Annotated in this window: 15 protein-coding genes and 2 pseudogenes; 7 read left to right on the top strand and 10 right to left on the bottom strand. The window is 62.3% G+C overall.

What is annotated here, in order from left to right; translation table 11 throughout:
• Positions 1 to 416: 416 nt before the first annotated feature.
• From OMK73_RS14310 to OMK73_RS14300, 3 genes and pseudogenes are all read right to left on the bottom strand, one after another.
• Positions 417 to 1,663 (bottom strand): annotated as a pseudogene (locus OMK73_RS14310) (epoxide hydrolase family protein).
• A gap of 173 nt (positions 1,664 to 1,836) precedes the next feature.
• Entirely contained in the window at positions 1,837 to 2,625 is a 789-nt protein-coding gene (locus OMK73_RS14305; RefSeq protein WP_267602638.1) for an alpha/beta fold hydrolase, read from the bottom strand.
• A 102-nt stretch (positions 2,626 to 2,727) separates the two neighbouring features.
• On the bottom strand, positions 2,728 to 3,117 hold the full coding sequence (locus OMK73_RS14300; RefSeq protein WP_267602637.1) for an MAPEG family protein: 390 nt from the start codon (positions 3,115 to 3,117) through the stop codon (positions 2,728 to 2,730).
• A 123-nt stretch (positions 3,118 to 3,240) separates the two neighbouring features.
• On the opposite strand from OMK73_RS14300, the gene OMK73_RS14295 reads away from it, so the two are divergent.
• The gene (locus OMK73_RS14295) at positions 3,241 to 3,678 is read left to right on the top strand and encodes a hypothetical protein (RefSeq protein ID WP_267602636.1); all 438 of its coding nucleotides are present in this window, start codon (positions 3,241 to 3,243) and stop codon (positions 3,676 to 3,678) included.
• 21 nt (positions 3,679 to 3,699) lie between these two features.
• Here the strand turns inward: OMK73_RS14295 and OMK73_RS14290 are convergent, their stop codons facing one another.
• The gene (locus tag OMK73_RS14290) at positions 3,700 to 4,305 is read right to left on the bottom strand and encodes a DJ-1/PfpI family protein (protein ID WP_267602635.1); all 606 of its coding nucleotides are present in this window, start codon (positions 4,303 to 4,305) and stop codon (positions 3,700 to 3,702) included.
• 90 nt (positions 4,306 to 4,395) lie between these two features.
• On the opposite strand from OMK73_RS14290, the gene OMK73_RS14285 reads away from it, so the two are divergent.
• Entirely contained in the window at positions 4,396 to 5,727 is a 1,332-nt protein-coding gene (locus tag OMK73_RS14285) for a PLP-dependent aminotransferase family protein (RefSeq protein ID WP_267602634.1), read from the top strand.
• A gap of 1,305 nt (positions 5,728 to 7,032) precedes the next feature.
• Here OMK73_RS14285 and OMK73_RS14280 read toward each other — a convergent pair.
• Genes OMK73_RS14280 through OMK73_RS14270 form a run of 3 tightly spaced genes read right to left on the bottom strand, consistent with a single transcriptional unit; the run spans position 7,033 to position 8,056 of the window.
• Positions 7,033 to 7,257 (bottom strand): CDGSH iron-sulfur domain-containing protein, encoded by a 225-nt coding sequence (locus tag OMK73_RS14280; protein ID WP_267602633.1) that lies wholly within the window; start codon positions 7,255 to 7,257, stop codon positions 7,033 to 7,035.
• Positions 7,258 to 7,277: 20 nt separating this feature from the next.
• On the bottom strand, positions 7,278 to 7,481 hold the full coding sequence (locus OMK73_RS14275; protein ID WP_267602632.1) for a CDGSH iron-sulfur domain-containing protein: 204 nt from the start codon (positions 7,479 to 7,481) through the stop codon (positions 7,278 to 7,280).
• Between the two features lie 44 nt (positions 7,482 to 7,525).
• Positions 7,526 to 8,056, bottom strand: coding sequence for a flavin reductase family protein (locus OMK73_RS14270; protein ID WP_267602631.1), 531 nt, complete (start codon positions 8,054 to 8,056; stop codon positions 7,526 to 7,528).
• Positions 8,057 to 8,304: 248 nt separating this feature from the next.
• Between OMK73_RS14270 and OMK73_RS14265 the strand changes: the two genes are divergently transcribed.
• Positions 8,305 to 9,237: a LysR family transcriptional regulator gene (locus OMK73_RS14265; protein WP_267602630.1), complete on the top strand. Its 933-nt coding sequence runs from the start codon at positions 8,305 to 8,307 to the stop codon at positions 9,235 to 9,237.
• Between the two features lie 90 nt (positions 9,238 to 9,327).
• Here OMK73_RS14265 and OMK73_RS14260 read toward each other — a convergent pair.
• The 3 genes and pseudogenes from OMK73_RS14260 to OMK73_RS14250 form a co-directional block, all read right to left on the bottom strand.
• Positions 9,328 to 10,727, bottom strand: a pseudogene (locus OMK73_RS14260) (aldehyde dehydrogenase family protein).
• Positions 10,728 to 10,859: 132 nt separating this feature from the next.
• Positions 10,860 to 12,587, bottom strand: a complete 1,728-nt coding sequence (locus tag OMK73_RS14255; protein ID WP_267602629.1) for a GMC family oxidoreductase — start codon at positions 12,585 to 12,587, stop codon at positions 10,860 to 10,862.
• A 62-nt stretch (positions 12,588 to 12,649) separates the two neighbouring features.
• The gene (locus tag OMK73_RS14250; protein ID WP_267602628.1) at positions 12,650 to 13,876 is read right to left on the bottom strand and encodes an MFS transporter; all 1,227 of its coding nucleotides are present in this window, start codon (positions 13,874 to 13,876) and stop codon (positions 12,650 to 12,652) included.
• 449 nt (positions 13,877 to 14,325) lie between these two features.
• Here OMK73_RS14250 and OMK73_RS14245 point away from each other — a divergent pair, with 449 nt between their 5' ends.
• The 4 genes from OMK73_RS14245 (at position 14,326) to andAd (ending at position 18,264) form a co-directional block, all read left to right on the top strand.
• On the top strand, positions 14,326 to 15,534 hold the full coding sequence (locus OMK73_RS14245; protein WP_324291811.1) for an MFS transporter: 1,209 nt from the start codon (positions 14,326 to 14,328) through the stop codon (positions 15,532 to 15,534).
• A 61-nt stretch (positions 15,535 to 15,595) separates the two neighbouring features.
• The gene (locus tag OMK73_RS14240; protein WP_267602627.1) at positions 15,596 to 15,994 is read left to right on the top strand and encodes a cupin domain-containing protein; all 399 of its coding nucleotides are present in this window, start codon (positions 15,596 to 15,598) and stop codon (positions 15,992 to 15,994) included.
• 513 nt (positions 15,995 to 16,507) lie between these two features.
• A complete protein-coding gene (gene andAc, locus OMK73_RS14235) occupies positions 16,508 to 17,779 on the top strand; it encodes an anthranilate 1,2-dioxygenase large subunit AndAc (protein WP_267602626.1) in 1,272 nt (423 codons plus the stop codon).
• 14 nt (positions 17,780 to 17,793) lie between these two features.
• Positions 17,794 to 18,264: an anthranilate 1,2-dioxygenase small subunit AndAd gene (gene andAd / locus OMK73_RS14230; protein WP_267602625.1), complete on the top strand. Its 471-nt coding sequence runs from the start codon at positions 17,794 to 17,796 to the stop codon at positions 18,262 to 18,264.
• Positions 18,265 to 18,276: the final 12 nt, after the last annotated feature.

Genomic DNA, 18,276 nt, shown 5'->3' with positions numbered 1-18,276 from the left:
CGACATACGATTAACCGGACCCTTGTCGGAACTGGTCAGAAACGGTCGTTATTATGGCAAAGAATGTCCTTTTTATGGCGTGTATTCTGAAATCCTGCAAATTTTTTGTGCAGTGCAATGCGAGCTTTACTTGCGGCAGACAGGCAGACAAGCAATCCATCCCGGCCTGGAATCCTCGGCCGCGGGTCTTTGCCGTCACGGCCAGATCGGCATAGCGCCGAGTTGCATCGATGTCGAATGGCAAACCCCGATCGGAACCCGCCGCCGCAGATCCAGCAGGTAGTCCCCGAGCCTATTGATGTGCTCCCGCCGGTAGGGCGAGAGCACTTTGAGTACTTCGTATAGGGCGCGAGGCCGACTGGAATGGGGCCGCCCATAAGGCGAATCAACGGAAGTTGGACGCATGTCGCGTTCCTTCAACTCCGCAATGATTTGAACCCCGCGCGTAGCTCCGTCGCGAAGACCTCCGGCTGTTCCCAGGCGGCGAAGTGGCCCCCTTTTCGAGCCTGCCGTAATGCACGAGCTTGGGATACGCCCGCTCTGTCCAGCTTCGCGGGGCCGTGTAGATCTCGTCGGGAAATGCGCTCACGGCGACGGGGATGGCGACCCCTTTCGGGGCGAAGAAGGCCAGCTTGCTTTCCCAATAGAGGCGGGCCGAGGAGACTGCCGTGTTCGTCAGCCAGTAGAGCGTGACGTTGTCGAGTATGTCGTTTTGCGTCAGCCCCTCGGTCTGACCGGCAAAGACGCGTGAGATGAGCGCGTAACTGCGCGCGTCATGGTCGAGCATCCAGGCAGCGAGGCCGATGGGTGAATCCTCGATCCCGTACAGGGTCTGCGGACGGTGACTCATCTCCTGGGCGTAGGCCAGGCCATGCTTATAGAAGAAGTCGAGCTGCTCGTACGCATATCCCTCGTCCGCCGAGAGGCCGGACGGCGGCGGGCCGCCGGACTGGAGCGCCTTCGCAATGTCGTCGGGGATGGTGGCAGGCATGTTGGTATGTATGCCGGCCAATTCCGGAGGCGCCAGGAGGGCCATCTGTTCCGTGACCGCATTGCCCCAATCGCCGCCTTGCGCTACGAATCGCGTGTATCCCAGGCGCTTCATCAGCACGACCCAGGCACGTGCGACGCGAATGGGGTCCCAGCCGAGCGAGGTGGGCTTGCCTGAAAACCCGTGGCCCGGCAATGACGGAATCACGACGTCGAAGGCGTCCGACGCGCTTCCCCCATGCGCCGTAGGGTTGGTCAGCGGTTCGATGATCTTCAACTGCTCGACGATGGAGCCGGGCCACCCGTGCGTGACGATGACCGGCAGCGCGTTGCGATGCTTCGAACGAACGTGGATGAAATGGATGTCCACCCCGTCGATCGTCGTCATGAATTGGGGCAGGGCGTTCAGCTTCGCCTCGAGCTTGCGCCAGCTGTAGTCCGTCTGCCATGTGCGCGCGAGCTCGCGCATCGTGGCCAGCTGCACGCCCTGCGATGCATCCGTCACCAGTTCCCGCGACGGCCACTTTGTCGCGGCGATCCGGCGGCGCAGGTCCACAAGCTGAGCTTCGGGCACGCGGACGGTGAACGGGCGAACCCGCTCATCGTCGCTGGCCTGGCGCGGCACCGATGCCGCGGCGACGACAATTGCGTCTGTTCCGGAGGACGACATCATCCTGGTGAAGTCAGGCAGGGCGAACGCGGAGGGGCTGACGATGAGCGCGGTTGCCGAGGCAATAAAGCGACGGCGAGACAATGGCGAGGCGATCGGTTTGTCGAGGTTCATGGAGGTATCCCTTGGAGAAAGAAGACGGAAATCAAGCCAGATGACCGGCGCGGGAGCGCAGGTCACTTCGACTGCTGCTCCGCGGCCGCGAAGATGGCATCCGCAACCTGCCTCGGCCTCGACAACTGCGGCACGTGGCTCGTCGGCAGTGTCACGACGTGGGCGGAAATCTTCTGCGCCATCGCTTTCTGCAGGGCAGGCTGGATCATGTGATCCTGCTCCGTGAGGACGTACCAGGACGGCCTGGTCTTCCATGCGGCGACAGTGACCTTCTCCTCGAAGCTCTTCCCCCTGATGGGACCCTGGGTCACGGCCATGATTCTGGTCTGGGCCGCCGGCACGTCCTGGGCGAAGTGCTTCGCCACTCCCTCGGCGCTTAGGGTCAGGAACCCCTCCTTGTCGGTGACGAGAAAGTTGGACCCATCGGGTGTCGGGTAGTCCTTGACCAGGTCCGCCACCGACTGGCCTTCCGAAGGTGCGAACGCAGCGACATAGACCAGGGCCTTGACGCGCTCATGCTGGCCGATCTCGGAGATCACCACACCACCCCACGAGTGCCCCACGAGCACAACCGGTCCGGTCTGCATGTCGAGCGCGCGGCGGGTGGCTGCCACATCGTCGGCCAGCGAGGTCAGCGGGTTCTGGACCGAGACGACGTTGAGGCCCTTGGCCTGGAGCAGCGGAACGACCTTGTCCCAGGCCGACCCGTCGGCAAAGGCGCCGTGCACGAGCACGACCGTGGTTTTGCTGGCGTCCGAAGCAGGCGGAGGTGCCGTGCCCGCGGCGAACGCAACGCTGCTTACCGCGGCAGCAAGGACCGCAGTCTTGATAAACATCTTCAATGTCTTCATATGATTTTCAGCATGGATGGCGGTGCCTCGGTTAGCACATGGAAGCGCCCAACCCGCGATGCGTGAACAACTGTGTGCACCCGAGTAGGCCGCGAAGATAACTCAGACTTTGAGGACGGCCACACAAAGGGCCGCGCCGAAGGCGTACGTTCCCAAAGCTGCGACGGCGCGGGCCGGATTGGGCTTCGACATAGTGGGCCAGGCAAGCAGTGCAACTACCAGGAGCAGGCGGCAGGCCGTTGCACCTGCCATGCACCAGAGCTGCCAGTCAGGCGGATGTTGAGCGCCAAGGTACAGAAAAAGCATCGCGAAGAACGGCGCGTACTCGGCGGTGTTGCCGTGAGCGCGAACCAGCTTGGTTAGCAGCTGATCGGGCTCAGGGGTGTAGCCGCTCAGCACGCCGATCCGAGACCGCAGGATCGAGGTGGCGAATCCAAGCGCGAACAGGAGCAGACCCAGGACAGCGGTGCAGGCCAGTGCAATGTTGTTCATTCGATACCTCTTGCGTAGTCGATAGAGTTCATCTGGAAAGCCTTCATGGGAGTTGATTGACAGCTCTAGGATAGGGTCCTAGCCTACGGCCTGAATGACAAACTTCCCTCTTTTCAGGACAACATGAACGGAATCGGACTTGTTGTCTTCCCCGGCTTCCAGATCCTCGACATGGCGGCCGCTTCGGTCTTCGAGCTGGCGAACCTCGAAGTGCCTTCTTCGTTAATCATGGGCTGTTCACGATGTCCGAGGCGCATCGATTGGCGCGCCCATCCCGATGTGGAAACAACTGACTGGAGAGCCCGTCGCGGGAAAACCGCACACCGGGTGCGGAGGGAGGGGACGGCGCTCGCCGTTTCCTACCCTATTCACTGGCCGGCAAGCGGCGTAGGAAATGGAATGGCGGGCGCCGTTGCCGGCCTACGTTGCCGGCCTATTGTGGTCCGTCGACCGGTGCAGGAGCGGCCACTCGATCTAGAGCCGTCTCAACTGTCCCAAGCAAAAAAGAGCGGCTCTGAAGCTCGTCAATATCTCGTCGGTCCAATGTCAATGAGTGAGTAGCTCCGGTCCCAAGTAGAGACTCTATTCGCCCTGGAGGAACGGCGAAATGTTCGCCATCGCACGCGTCACGTAGGTCTCCTTCTCCCCCACCGGAGCGACATAGTGGATCGCGCTGCGTGCAGATTCGATACCTTCCAGTCGTGCGATGAACCAGGCCGCCAGATACTGTGATGACAGGCACCCGCCGGCGGTCGCGATGTTTCCCTTGGCTACGAGCGGTTGATTGAGCACAGCCACTCCCGCCTCCTCGACCCACGGCTTGGTGGTCAGGTCCGTGCAGGCCGGCACGTCGTCCAGCAGGCCCAACTTGGCGAGTATGAGCGTGCCGGAGCACTGCGCGCCCAGCAACTGGCGCGTCGGGTCGAACCTCAGTTGCGACATCAACGCGACATCGGCGACGACGTCCCGGGTCTGAATCCCACTGCCCACCAGCACCGCGTCGGCATCGCATGCATCCTTTAGGGACGCTTGCGCCTCCAGCACCACGCCGTTCATCGAACGCACTTTGGCCGCCGGACTGGCGATCGAAACCCGCCAGCCGGGCTTTTTGACCCGGTTGAGGATATTGAGCGCGATCAGTGAGTCGAGTTCGTTAAAGCCTTCGAAGGTCAGGATAGCGATGTGCATGGGGTCCTCGTGCGCGTGGAGACGTTGTATCGCACCATCGTAGAGCCGATAATCAATACATTCAAATAATTGTCATGGATACGTTCAGACATGCCTCAACCCCGCTACAAACAACTGGTCGACCGTCTCGCGGCCGACATCCGTGCGGGGCGCCTGCGTCCCGGGCTGCGACTGCCAACGCACCGCGATCTCGCGGCACGCGAAGGACTGGCGCTGGTCACGGCCACGCGTGTCTACGCGGAGCTGCAAGTCATGGGATTGGTGAGCGGCGAAACCGGCCGCGGCACGTTCGTCAAGGAGGCGCTCCCTCGCGGTCAAGGCATTGATCTGGAGGCTTGGAGCGCTGACACGGTGGACCTGAGCTTCAACTATCCCTCTTTGCCGGGTCAGGCAGACCTTCTCAGGGAAGCGCTGCGCCAGCTCGCGGCCGCAGGTGACCTGGAGGCCTTGCTTCGATACCAGCCCCACGGCGGGCGCGAGCACGAGCGGGCGACGGTGGCGCGCCACCTGGCCAGCCGGGGTCTGGCCGGATCGGCCGAAACCGCGTTGCTCGTGAGCGGTGCACAGCATGGGCTGACGATAACCGCCATGGCCTTGCTCGAGCCCGGCGACGTGGTTGCAGTGGACACCCTGACTTACCCGGGATTCAAGCTCGCTGCCGAGGCCAATCGGCTGGAACTCGCGCCAATTCCCGCCGCCGGGCACGGCCCTGACCTGGACGCATTGGCGGCCCTGTGCAGGCGACGGCGGGTACGGGCCGTGTACACCATGCCGACGCTACATAACCCGCTCGGCTGGGTGATGAGTGCAAGGCGGCGTCGGGAGCTTGTCGCCATCGCTCGACAACATGGACTGATACTGATCGAAGACGCCGCCTATGCATTCCTGGCGCAAGGCGCTCCACCTCCGTTGGCATCGCTTGCTCCGGAGACGACGGTCTATGTGTCGAGCTTGTCGAAGAGTGTCGCAACGGGTCTGCGCTTCGGCTTCGTCTGTGCACCGCGCGAATGGATACCCAAGCTCGAAAGGGCCATCCGGGCGACGACCTGGAACACCCCGGCGACCATGACGGCTATCGCCTGCGGCTGGATCGAGGACGGCACCGTGGCCAGGCTTGAAGCCGACAAACGGCGGGATGCCACGCTGCGCCAGGGTCTTGCCACTGAAGTCTTGGGCGGGCTGAAACGGATCAGCCATCCCGCGTCGTACTTCGTCTGGCTTCCTCTGGCACAGGAGGTTCGCGCGGACGCGATCGCGATGGCGTTGATGCGCGAACGGATTTCAGTGTCGACGGCCCATCCGTTCTCGACATCTACACATGTGCCTCACGCCATACGGTTGGCACTCGGCTCCGTCAGCTTGGCCACGCTCAGACGTTCCCTGGAAACAGTGGCCCGAGTTGTTGCCGATCAGACCTACTGACCGACGGGCGCGACGGGCGCAGTCCGACTGGCGGGGTTTGCTGGCAATTCTTCTGCGGAGCACATTTGCCAGATTCCGCGCGTGGCTGCCGGGAGCGGACAGTGTCCGCGCGTTGGCGTACTACCGCTTCCGCACACCCAATCCAGGCATTCGCGATGCACTGTTGGGTCGGACAGCACGCTGAAATCATTGGTTCGCGCCGCCGCATCCGAGATCGCAGAGTGTATCCATGACAATTATTTGAATGTACTGATTTTCGGCTTTACGATGGCGCCATAGCCCAGTTGGCCAGCATCGCCCAAGGCGGTGAAGCGAGCAGCATCAGCGCCGAAGATTCGTCGGCCCTTAAGCAGGCGATGCAGCGAACACGCTGAAGTAGGTCAATGCGCGGGGGGCCACCGATTCCAAATGGGGCCGTCGAGTGCTACTGGGGTCAGTCCAAACTCAACCCGAGATGAAGGAGCTCAATTGAAATCGTCTGACAACTCTTTCTCGCGAGCGCGACGGCTGGCCCGCGAGGCGGCCGATATGGCAGAGAAAACGGAGGGATCATGGATGACTTCCTGATTGTCTTCGGCGCGCTCTGGTTTGTGATCTGTTTGTACGCCGGCCTGGCGTACCGCATCAGGGGGATTGGGCCCGGCGTGGCACCACAGGGCAAGTCTCTTCCATGGATCCGCAAGGAGACCATCATGCCTACATACACTGTATCCGCCTCTGCGGCTTGCTATCCTCGCGGGCGAAGGAGGAACTCGCGGCAGCGATCGCTGCGGTGCATGACGAGGCCATCGGGGCGAATTCGTTCTTCGCGCGGGTGATGTTGCACTTGGGGTAGGGGCCGATCTCCAGCATCAACGAGACTTTGAGGTGTCGGGCCTGCGGGTGACGGTGCTATCCACCGCGACGGTGAGCGGTACGCCAACACTGGGCGCCCGCGTGGAAGGGAAGGGGCGTGACCGTGAAATGGAATAGCGCAACGGTCTTCGACAATGCAACCCTGCCGCGGGCGCCGACGATCTCGCGGCCGGCACCGCGCCGCAGCCGTTACTGGGCTGCCCTACGATGAGGTGCTCAACCGCGTCAGCATCAATGGCTCAGCCGGCTGCCCGGCACCGTCCGCGTCACCTTCCTGTGTCCGCTGGACATTCTCGATCGCATGGGGACTGACCATCCGGTACGCGAAAAGTACCAATTGCAATGATGGCGAAATCGATCAGAAGATACAGGTCGACCTGGAGGCCGCGCCACGATGCGCGGCGCGTAGGCAACGTTCGTCGAGATGGCTACGGAAGCTGTGCAACCGGCTCAGCTTGCCACTGGCCGCAATGGTGCATCGGACTTTACGGTGCATTCCCAGCGCTCGGCGCGATGCGCGCCGTCGCAGTATGGCTTGCAGGCCGACTTGCCGCAGCGGCACAGCGAAAAGATGCCCTGATGAGGATAGTGATTGCCATCGGCATCAACGAGATCAAATTCTCCGGTCACGTGGAGGGGGCCGGAATTCATCACACGGATTTTTGCAGTGGACATGACTTATCTCTTAAGTGATATCAAGCATCTTCGATCGGCGTTGGCAAGGGCGCGCGCGGGCAACTGACGAATTCTGCGGCCGTATGCGACGAGTCGCAAAATGGTGGTCGCAGCGTGCGACCACAGCGGCAAAGCAAGCACGATTTGCGGCGACGAAACGCCATGCCGGCGTCGTCTACCAGGTCGAAATCCCCCGTGACTTGCAGCGGGCCATCGTCGGTCAAGGTAATTGTGGTGGTCATGGGAATCGTCGAGTAAAAGGAAAGATTCAAGCATCGAGCGGCGTCTGTCGACTGCCCGGATGGACAGCGTCAACAGGCTCTCCAAGCGCATGGAACTGACCGCGACTGCACACAAGCGGCCGGTCGTCGGTGCGATGAAGCTTGACCACTTCGCCGACGAGAATCGTGTGGTCACCGCCATCGTAGGCCGCCCAGCGGCGGCACACAAACCAGCCCATCGTTCCGGTGAGTACCGGCGCGCCGAGGTGCCACATGTAAGGGGGCGTCCAGCGCTCGCTCATGCGATTGGCGAAGTAATGGCCATGAAAGGCCTGGTCTTCGCTGAGGATGTTGATCGTGTAAAGACAGTCGTCGCACAACAGCGTATGCGACTTTGCCGTCTTGGCGACGCTCACTGCGACCAATTGGGGCTGGACCGAGACGGCGGCGAACGAGCTTGCCGTCATGGCGTGCATGCCGCCATGGCCGTCAGCCATTGATATGACCGTCACGCCAGTCGTGAAGGCGCGTAGGCCTTTGCGGAATTCTTCAGGATCGATGGCTACGGTATCAGTCACTTTATGGTCTCCTTGTTCGCCTGCGGCAGGGCGGAATACCCAATCGTCGCAAGCCGGAGAAGGCGTGACAAGCCGGGGCGGCGCAACTGCGTGTTCCGGTGCCGGAACGGGGGCAATCCACGCGCTAACGGACCCTGCTCGGAAACCCTCATTGACGACTGTTGCGGCACACTTGTACGCTGTTCAGCCGCCGTGAGGCCGTTGCTCAAATGGTTTGCTTCCTTCCGTCCCTGGACGTGTCTCCGCCTATGCATGCGCCAGGAGACCAACTGCATGTTCCAAGCCTATCTATGATCGAGTTGGTAGACATTCGCGTTTTTGCGAAGATTTGCGAATTGATGAGCGTCAGCGCGGCCGCCGAGGTGCTGGGCATGCCGAAGTCGACCGCGAGTCGCAGTCTGACGCGGCTTGAGATGCACCTCGGCGTGGCCTTGCTGTACCGTTCGAATCGCAAGCTTGCACTGACCGACACGGGTCTGCTGTTCGCCGAGGACGCGCGCAAGATCCTCATGGACGTGGAAGAGGCCGAGCAGAAGGTCGGCCAGATTCGTCATACGCCGCGCGGATTGCTGCGTGTGAGCGCGCCGGTTACGCCAGGCCAGTGGATGATTGCGCCGCTGGTCGCCGACTATCTGCGGTTGTATCCGGAAGTGCAGGTCGCCTTGTCGCTGACGAGCCACAAGATCGATCCGATGGCCGACGAATTCGACGTGGTCATCCGTACGGGCGCCCTCGAGGATAGCGGACTGGTGGCCAAGCGTCTCGGCACGGTATCGCTGAAGCTGCTTGCGACGCCGGCCTATCTCGACACCCACGGAACGCCCAAGACGCCGGCAGATCTCGCGCAGCACTCGTTGCTCGACATCTACTCGGGCAACCTCGAATGGCGCCTGCACAATGGCGGGGACGTCGAAACCATTCACGTGCACACGCGCTTCTCGGCAAACGATACGAGCACGATTCGCACAGTCCTGCTCGGTGGTCTCGGTATCGGCTGGTTACCCGATTACCTTTGCCAGGAAGACCTCGCGTCGGGCCGACTAGTGCACGTGCTGCCACCGTGGAGCCGTGGCGACCGCGACATCCATGCCGTGTTTCCGCGCCATCGCACGGTCTCGCCGAAGGTGCGTTCCTTCATTGATTTCCTTAGTGAACGTTTCCGATATGAAGGCTCTCGCTGAGCGCGCTTGCAGGGCGCAGGGGAGCCACGTTAGTGGCTGCCAGGCCAGTGAGCGGCCGTCGCTCGGCCGCACTCGGACAATGTGGGGCGGTCAGGCCGCCTTGAACGAGATGGTCTTGGTGTAGGTGAACTCTCGCATGCCTTCCACACCGAATTCGCGACCGTAGCCTGAGCGGCGAATGCCGCCAAACGGTGCCGCGCTCAACATTGTCCCCGCGCCTCCGTTGATTGATACGCCGCCCGTGCGGATTTGCAGCGCGAGTTCGTAGGCGCGGCCGGTGTCTGCGGAGTAAACGCTCCCGCTCAGTCCGAAGCGGCTGTCATTGGCGATGCGGATCGCCTCCTCGTCGGTATCGAAACCGAGCACCGAGCCGACAGGACCGAATACCTCTTCCTGGGCGATGCGGAAGTCGGAGCGGACATCGTCAAACAGAGTCGGTTCGTGAAAGAAGCCCTTTCCGAGATGTTCGGGCCGCTTGCCGCCGGTAACGAGCCGCGCGCCTTCCGCCGTCGCAATAGCGACGTATTCCTCGGTGCGCGAGCGCTGAGCCGCCCGAATCAGAGGCCCCATATGCACCGCGGGATCGGCCGGGTTGCCAATGGTCAGGGCTCGTGCCATCGCCGCAACCTTCTCCACGTATGCCTTCCTGACCGAGTTGTGGACAAGGTGCCGGGTAAGCAGCTGACAGCCCTGCCCGCTATGCGCGGTGAAGCCGCGCAGTCCTTCGCGCGCGGCCGCATCCAGGTCCGCATCGGCGCGCACGATCATTGCCGACTTTCCGCCGAGTTCGAGCACTATGCGCTTGAGCGTGCCGGCCGTTTGCCGCTGGATCGCTTCGCCAACGAGATCCGAACCGGTAAAGCTCACCATGTCAACGCGCGCATCGGTGGTCAGCACCTCTCCGACGTCCTTCCCGCCCGTGACGATATTGAGAACGCCCTTCGGCAGGCCAACCTCGGCGGCAATCTCGCCGAGCACCAACGCCTCGATCGGCGTATAGGGGAGGGCTTCAACACCACCGTGCAGCCTACGGCCAATGCAGGGATGATCTTGCCGATGTTGAGGAAGAACGGCACGTTATATGGCGTGATCGCAACCACAACGCCTATTGGCTCGCGCACCACGGCAGCGGTGCCAAGATGCCTTGCGCCGCTCGGCGTCGCGCTGATTTCCGGCGCGACGGCCGTGACGGCATCGCTGTCGCAGTGATCGACGATGAACTGCGCGTGCTTCATCGGGATGCCGAATTGCAGGTTTTGCGCGAGGACGACGGTCGCGCCGGCTTCGGCAACGATCAGGCTGCAAATTTCCTCGCGGCGTCCGTGCACGGCATTCAGGAACTGCTGCAGCTTGATCTTGCGCTCGTGCACGCTCATCTTCGGCCATGGGCCGTGGTCGAAGGCCCGGCGCGCCGCGGCGATCGCTGCCGACGCATCGGCGGGCGTGCCGACAGGCGCGCGCGCGATGAGCTCTTCCGTGGCCGGATTCATCACGCCTTCGGAGTCGGCCGTTGCGCGCCACTCTCCGTCGATAAAGAGGGCGCGCGGGTTCTTCAATTGCAGCATCGGGATTCTCCAGTAGTTGCCATCAGGGGTTTCGATTCGGAAGTGCCGTCGGCCATGTCAGGCGGATCTGATTTTCTCCGCCGCCAGTTCGCCGATGAGTACACACGGCGCCATGGTGTTGCCGGTTGTGATGTCCGGCATCACGGAACCATCCGCAATGCGCAGGTTCGAGATGCCATAGACCCTCAGGTCGCCGTCGACGACGGACATGGCATCGCGGCCCATCTTCGCTGTGCAGGATGCATGGCCGTATGAAGTCACGCCATTGCGGATGAAATCCGCAAGATCGGTCCGGTAGATCGAGCCGGGCAGGATCTCCCGCTTCGCGAACGGGCGCATTGCCGATGAATTGCCGATCTCGCGGCAGAGTTCGGTTGCGAACCTGAGGATCCGCATTTCGTCCGGATCGCCGAGCGGATTCCAGTCGAGGTCGATCGTTCCGCTCGGGCTTGCGGAACGCAGCTTCAGGCGGCCCCGGCTTTTCGGCCGGATAATCGATGGAGAAAGGGACCACGCGTTCGGCACGGCATAGGAAGCGTGCTTCTCGGTCAGGTGCGGCACTTCAATCAGGAAAGGCTGGATATCGGGCGCGGTTGCCCTGCTGTCGCTTTTCCAGAAGAAGGTGGCTTCGGCCTTGTTGTTGTTAGGCTTGAACGCCTGGGGCGCTTCCCACAGGCAAGTACCGACCAGGGTGTGATCCTGGAAGTTCTGCCCGACCCCAGGCAAATGGACCTCCACCTCGATGCCGAGCCGCTTCAGCTCCGCTTCGTCGCCGATGCCGGATAGCATGAGCGTGCGCGGCGTATTGAATGCGCCCATCGAAAGCACGATTTCGCGGGATGCGTTCACGCTGATCGTGCTCCCCCGCCATTCGAACTCGACGCCGACCGCTTGCTTTGCCACGATCTTCACGCGCTGGACCGTGGCTGCCGTGAGAACGGTCAGATTGGCCTGGTCCATCACCGGATAGAGATAGCTCGTCGGCATGTTTCGACGCCGCCCGTCCTTGACAATCAGGTTGGCGAGCGCAGCACCGCCGCTGCCTTCCATCATCGAGCCATTGTGATCATCGAACGTCGGGATGCCGGCCAACGCCGCTCCCTCTAGCATCGCCGTGGCGAGGGGACACGGATTCTGCGCCGTCTGGACCCACACGGGCCCTCCGCTGCCGCGTCGCCCGGCATCCGGCATGCCTTGCCAGTCCTCCGCCTTGCGGTAGAGCCTGAGTGCGTTGGCATAGTTCCATGCCTGATCGCCGGAGGCCTGCGCCCACGCATCGAAATCCGCTTGATGGCCGCGGGCCCAGACCATGGTATTGACGCTGCTGCCACCGCCAAGCACCTTGCCCATCAACTGGACCAGGCTGCGGCCGTTGATGTCCGCCGCCGGCTTTACATCGTATTGCCAGAAGAGTTCATTGAAGCGCACGACCGGGTACGAACTCGCGAATATGATGCTCGACAGATCATCGCTTCCGCCCGCTTCCAGAAGCAGCACCGTCACATCCGGATCTTCGGCCAGCCGGCGGGCGACCACCGATCCCGATGAACCCGAGCCACAGACGATGTAGTCGTAGCGATCACGCAGTGACTCCTGTTGCCAGCGCTGATTCTCGCCCACCGCGATCGCCTTGTCGGCCATCCCCGCGGCTGCGGCGGCGGTGATCTCCCCAAGCTTCGTGGCTACAGCCACGAACTGTTCACGGTCGATCGACCCGCGCATGGCCTGCGCCTCCAGCGCATCGAATGACCCGACCCGCGGCCCATCCAGTTTCTCCGTGCTCATATCGTTTACCTCCTCGCGACCCTTGTGCCTGTCGGACGTGCGGTGTCTTCCACATTTTCCCCTCAACGGTGGGCATCTTCCTTGACGAACAGCATGCAGATCAGCCCAAGCAGCGGTCCGATGGCCAGCGTGCAAAAAGCTGCCGCGAAGGAGTTGCTCTGCTGGAACGCCGCGCCGACGGCGACGGGAGCCAGCGCGGAGCCCGACTGCCAGAACGCGTTTGCAATGCCGGCGGCGGACCCGGCCATCTCCGGCCCGCTTTGTTCGGTGATCTGCGTGACCAGGAGCGGGGCGAAGATGAACGCGCTGACGCCTAGCAGCGGCGCGCCGATCATGAAGGCATTGAGGCTCGACAACTGGCCAAAGGCCAGCAACATGAGGAAAAAGGCGCCAAGCGATACGACAGTAAGTGCCTTGCGTCGTCCCCCCAGACGGTCCGAAAGCCAGCCGATGGCAGGATTGCTGAGAAGTCCTGCGGCGCCGACGATCGAGAGGACAAAGCCGGCCTGCACCGAGGGGATGCCATGGCCTTTGACCATCAGGGAAATGGCCCATGACATGAGGCCGAGCGTGCCCCAGAATCCGCAGCAGCCAGCCAGCGCGAGCAGCACGAAATTCCGGGTAAAGAGCGCGGACATGCGGGGCCTCGCAGGCTGATGCGAGGACAATGCCGATTTGCCGCCGCGCGGGCCCTCGCGTACCACGAGCGCGCAGAGCAGGGCTACAGCCACGACGCAGATGCCGAGGCCGTGATACGTATAGCGCCATCCATATCCCGCCACCATGGTCGGCAGTAGCGCGCTGGTAGCGATGACCGCAATTGAACCCGACGTCATCAGCAGCCCTACGGCGCGGCCCCTCTCGCGCCTGTCGAACCACGAAGACACCAGCTTGATGCCCGCGGCGTAGTCTGCGCCGGCGGTCAGGCCCATGATGACCTGCAGAATCAGTCCGACGCGCAGCGATGACGTGAAGCCGAAGCAGAAGGTGGCGATGGCCAGGGCGAAAAGGGAAATCGACATCGTTGTTCTTCCGCCGACGCGGTCCGTGATGATGCCGCCAATCGCATTCGAGAGGACATAGCCAACATAGAAGGCGGTGACAAACACACCCAGCGCGGCGATCGGCAGTGCCAGTGATTGGCCGACCGATAGCGCGAGCGTGCCGAACGAAAGCCTGCAGATGGTCCCGGTCAGCAGGGCCGCCCAGGAAAAGAAGAGGATGACCCAGCGGAAGGGGGCGGCGACACTGCCCGGTGCTTCCGCCAGCGTAGGAACCGTGGTTTGCATTTCTGCCTCCGAATCTTGATCTTGTAGGGGTGGCCCGTTTGTGCCGTACGTCAGCCTGCTGCATCATCGCGTGGAATACCGGCAGGCAGAACAGAGCCGGCGGAAAAACCATGTTCCTGAAACGGAGCGAGATTGCACCACTAGTTCCGGAACAGAAGGGCGAGTCGGAGGAGGCTTGTACTCATCCATGAAGCGGGAAGAGGGCGCCCGCTCTCCAATCCTTGCGGGCGGGCGAACTCTGTTCCAGCCTGGGAACACCGATTTCGCAAAACCATCCTTCGAGCATGGCAATTTCGTTGCATCATGATGACGATCAGTGCGCGATCACGCCGACGTGCGACGCGCCCAGTACACAAGACATCTCGCGCACGGAGACATGCGATGACTACCAATTTGCTCACCCCCTATCATCCACTCGCTGAGGCACCCCTTCGGGAAGGCTCCGCTGGCTGGTCCTGCTGATCGCCTGGGCGGCGCTCGTCCTGTCCACCGCCTGCCGTCTCGCCTGGGGCTCTCTCGCCATTCCGCTGGGCCAGTCCTTGTCGCTGCCGCTCGTGGCTCTCGGCATGTTTGTCACGGCGTTCTATTTCGGCTACGTGCTGTCCAACATGGTCTGCGGCTTTGCGACGGATCGCGTCGGCGGCCGCATCGCGTTGTCGACGTCGCTTCTCGGGCTCTCGGTCGCGACGTTTGGCTTCTCCTACACGCCATCACTGGCTGTCGGCCTCGTACTGCAGGCGCTCATGGGCCTGACTGCCGGCGCCGACTACGCAGCCGGCGTGAAACTCATCACCGTGTGGTTCGAGAAGCGCGAGCGAGGTCGTGCCTTCGGATTCTTCATGAGTGCGTCGTCGGTGGCGGTTATCGTGACCAATGCGGTCCTGCCGGCATTTGTCGAGGCATACGGCTGGCGCAACGGCTACCGCGGGCTGGGCGTGCTCGCGTTGGTGTTCGCGCTGATCTGTGCCATCGCCGTGCGCGACAGGCCAAGTGCTGGCGGCGTCGCGGCGCTCGGCGAAACGATTGGCCGGGCCGGCGAGGCCGGCGGTTTGCGTACGCGCATTGGTGCGCTGATGACACGCAATTTCCTGCTGCTGGCGCTGGCCGGTTGCGGCGCATTCTGGGGCCCTCTCGGGTTCTCGTCATGGGCGATCCCGCTGATGGTCAAAGGCTACGCCATCCCCGCGGTGCAGGCGGGCTTCATCGTGGCGATGGCGGGCGTCGCCGGGCTGTTTGCCAAGCCGACGGTCGGCTGGCTATCGGACCGGCTTGGCGCAAGGCGCAAGGCGCTGACCGTTGTCTCCTTGCTATTCTTCAGCGCAATGCTGCTTGTATTCGGGCAACTCCATGACTTGACGGCATTTCGAATCGCCGCTCCCTTCATCGGTGTGGGCGCCTTTATCTATAGCCCGTTGCTAGTGACGATGGTCGCGGAGCAGGCAGGACTTGCCAAGGCCGGCTCAGCCGCCGGCGTTGCCAATGCAGCGTGGCAATTGGGGGCCGCGCTGGCCCCTGCATTCGTCGGCTTCGTGTTCCAGGCGACGAGTTCGTTCTTCTCCGCGTTCGCGGTACTCGCAGCAGGACCATTGTGCGGCGCAATCTGCATGGCATTCGTCAAGGAGCGCCAGGGCACCGACGAGCGCCGCAGTAAAGAATAAGCCGCAAGGCGAACCTTGGATCGCGCCGCCGCGCATAGACTTTCAGGCAAGGAGTTCAACAATGAAGCATGTCACGCAGACCTTCGATACGCCGTGGACCCCACATCAGATCGAGGGATCGAAGGGATTCGAGTTTATTTTCAACATTCTCGGCAACGAGTACACAGACGCCTACAACCTGGATATCGTGCGGGTCGCGGTCGGTGGCTATTCGCCGCTGCACATCGATCCCGATAACCACGCGTTCTACATCGTCAGTGGCGAGGGAAATATCGACATCGCCGACTCCTGTCACCATGTGCTTCCGGGGGCGGTGGTGCGTATTCCGCGGGGCGTGGTGCATGCGATCCGCAACAGGGGCGAGTCGGAGCTGGTGTTGCTGACCATCTACGACCCGCCACGCGTACGCGCGAAGAAGGACGGGGTCGTCATACCCGTTGATCAGGCGGATCCCGATTGACCCTATCCGGTGTTCGGCCGAATGCGCCAGGGTGGCCGGCGCAGCCGGCGGGATTCCGCATGACATCCCGCAAAGGCAGCGCCGCCGCACCGGCCGGCGCTGCCTGTTCGAGCGCTGCGTAGCCGCGCTCCCTCGCTGCCGAAACACCGTAAAACAAGCACTACGACGGACACTTCGGCCCGCTCGAAGAGGGCTCCAAGGCGAGCAACGTGGCCGAAGAACGTCGCCATCCTGTGCTCGCCAGACGGGCATCCGGCACGTCGGCGCGCCGCCTCCTAGATGCAGGCACTGCAAGTACCGCTTGAGTTTGTGAGTCACCGGCTCGTCCGTGCCCTCTGATTCTTCGACCTGGCTTCTCTAATACTTGGTAGCTTCATCCATCCTGTCAAAGGCGCCGAAACTGGACAGCGCGCAGGCAATTCGCACTGACATTGGATAGACCCGGTATGCGGGCGCCGCCAGAATGGGACCGCAATCAATGCCCACTGTCGCTACTGAAAGGAGATAGGCGCCATGCATGCCACCGAGGAGATACTGCGTCCGATCAATAGGATGGACAACGACACGGTCGTGTTCCCCCACGATGACGGTTCGCGAATCCCATACAAGGTCTTCAGCTCGCAAGCGGTCTACGAGCGGGAGCAGGAGCGCATCTACCGCGGTCCCACCTGGAACTTCGTGGCTCTCGAAGCCGAGATCCCGAACCCAGGCGACTTCAAGAGTACCTTTGTCGGCGATACGCCGGTCGTGGTTACGCGCACCCCGGAGGGTACGCTGGCTGCGTGGGTGAACCGTTGCGCTCACCGTGGCGCGAGCGTTTGCCGCAAGGCGCGTGGCAACGCGGCATCGCACACTTGTGTGTACCACCAGTGGAGCTTCGATGCCTCGGGTAATCTGCTGGGTGCCCCCTTCCGCCGTGGCCAGAAGGGCATGACGGGCATGCCGGCGGATTTCGATCCCAAGGCACATAGCCTGAAGCAGCTGCGCGTCGATAGCTACCGCGGCGTTGTATTCGCAACCTTCAGCGACAGCGTGACACCGTTGCCCGAGTACATCGGCGCCGAAATGCGGCCCTGGATCGACCGCATATTCCACAAGCCCATCGAATACCTTGGCTGCACGCGCCAGTACTCCCGGTCGAACTGGAAGCTCTACATGGAGAACGTGAAGGACCCCTACCACGCGAGCATGCTCCACCTCTTCCATACCACGTTCAATATCTTTCGCGTAGGCATGAAGGCGCGCTCGATCCCGGACGCCTCCCACGGGTTGCACAGCATCATCACGGTGACCAAGAACGGCGAGGACACGTCGGCGGCATACAAGCAGCAGAATATCCGTTCGTTCGACGAGGGCTTCAGCCTGGAGGACGATTCGATCCTGGCGCTGGTGCCGGAGTACGAGGAAGACACGACCAACCATATCCAGCCGATCTTCCCGCAGTTGGTGATCCAGCAGATCCACAACACGCTGGTAGCGCGCCAGCTGCTGCCCAAGGGCCCGGACAGCTTCGAGCTGATCTTCCATTTCTTCGGCTATGCCGACGACACCCCGGAGATGCGCGAGCTGCGCGTCAAGCAGGCCAACCTGGTCGGCCCGGCCGGGTATATCTCGATGGAAGACACCGAGGCCACGGAGCTGGTGCAGCGCGGGACGGTGCGCGACTCGGATGCGACCTCGGTGATCGAGATGTCGCGCGGCAACCCCGACCAGCAGGACACCGTGATTACCGAAAGCCTGATCCGCAAGTTCTGGGTCGGCTACCAGAAGTTGATGGGCTATTGAAAGGCGGTGAAGTGATGGAAATGAAACTGTGGTTCGACCTGTACATGTTGCAGAACCAATACATCAATGCGCTGGACAACAACCGGCTCGAGGACTGGCCCGCCTTCTTCACGGAAGACTGCCTGTACGAGATCGTGCCGCGCGAGAACGCGGATGCCGGCCTGCCGGTCGGCATCATCTACTGCAGCAACCAACGGATGCTGCGGGATCGCGTGGTTTCCCTGCGCAACGCGAACATCTTTGAAGAGCATAGCTACCGCCATATGGTGTCGGGCCTGGTGATCCTGAACCAGTCAGCGGACGTGGTGGAGACGCAGAGCAGCTATATCGTCGTGCAGACCCGCACCGACGGGGAGTCTTTCGTCTACCAGGCGGGACGCTACCTGGACCGGGTCGTGCGGCGGGACGGGCAGTGGCGCTACGCCAGCAAACGCGTCATCTATGACACTTCGCGCGTGCAGACCCTGCTCGCCACCCCGATCTGAACCGGAGGCCAT

Source organism: Cupriavidus sp. D39 (assembly GCF_026627925.1).
In the GTDB taxonomy this organism is placed as follows: Bacteria; Pseudomonadota; Gammaproteobacteria; order Burkholderiales; family Burkholderiaceae; genus Cupriavidus; species Cupriavidus ulmosensis.
Note: the sequence above shows the minus strand (reverse complement) of the source record. Positions and strands in the feature narration are given on the sequence as shown.

Excerpts from the sequence above, each read along its gene's own strand:
- OMK73_RS14300 (WP_267602637.1), bottom strand. The coding sequence starts at position 3,117 with ATGAACAACATTGCACTGGCCTGCACCGCTGTCCTGGGTCTGCTCCTG.
- OMK73_RS14290 (WP_267602635.1), bottom strand. The coding sequence starts at position 4,305 with ATGCACATCGCTATCCTGACCTTCGAAGGCTTTAACGAACTCGACTCA.
- OMK73_RS14285 (WP_267602634.1), top strand. The coding sequence starts at position 4,396 with ATGCCTCAACCCCGCTACAAACAACTGGTCGACCGTCTCGCGGCCGAC.
- andAc (WP_267602626.1), top strand. The coding sequence starts at position 16,508 with ATGCATGCCACCGAGGAGATACTGCGTCCGATCAATAGGATGGACAAC.
- OMK73_RS14265 (WP_267602630.1), top strand. The coding sequence starts at position 8,305 with ATGCATGCGCCAGGAGACCAACTGCATGTTCCAAGCCTATCTATGATC.
- OMK73_RS14305 (WP_267602638.1), bottom strand. The coding sequence starts at position 2,625 with ATGAAGACATTGAAGATGTTTATCAAGACTGCGGTCCTTGCTGCCGCG.
- OMK73_RS14280 (WP_267602633.1), bottom strand. The coding sequence starts at position 7,257 with ATGTCCACTGCAAAAATCCGTGTGATGAATTCCGGCCCCCTCCACGTG.
- OMK73_RS14250 (WP_267602628.1), bottom strand. The coding sequence starts at position 13,876 with ATGCAAACCACGGTTCCTACGCTGGCGGAAGCACCGGGCAGTGTCGCC.
- OMK73_RS14255 (WP_267602629.1), bottom strand. The coding sequence starts at position 12,587 with ATGAGCACGGAGAAACTGGATGGGCCGCGGGTCGGGTCATTCGATGCG.
- OMK73_RS14240 (WP_267602627.1), top strand. The coding sequence starts at position 15,596 with ATGAAGCATGTCACGCAGACCTTCGATACGCCGTGGACCCCACATCAG.
- OMK73_RS14295 (WP_267602636.1), top strand. The coding sequence starts at position 3,241 with ATGAACGGAATCGGACTTGTTGTCTTCCCCGGCTTCCAGATCCTCGAC.
- andAd (WP_267602625.1), top strand. The coding sequence starts at position 17,794 with ATGGAAATGAAACTGTGGTTCGACCTGTACATGTTGCAGAACCAATAC.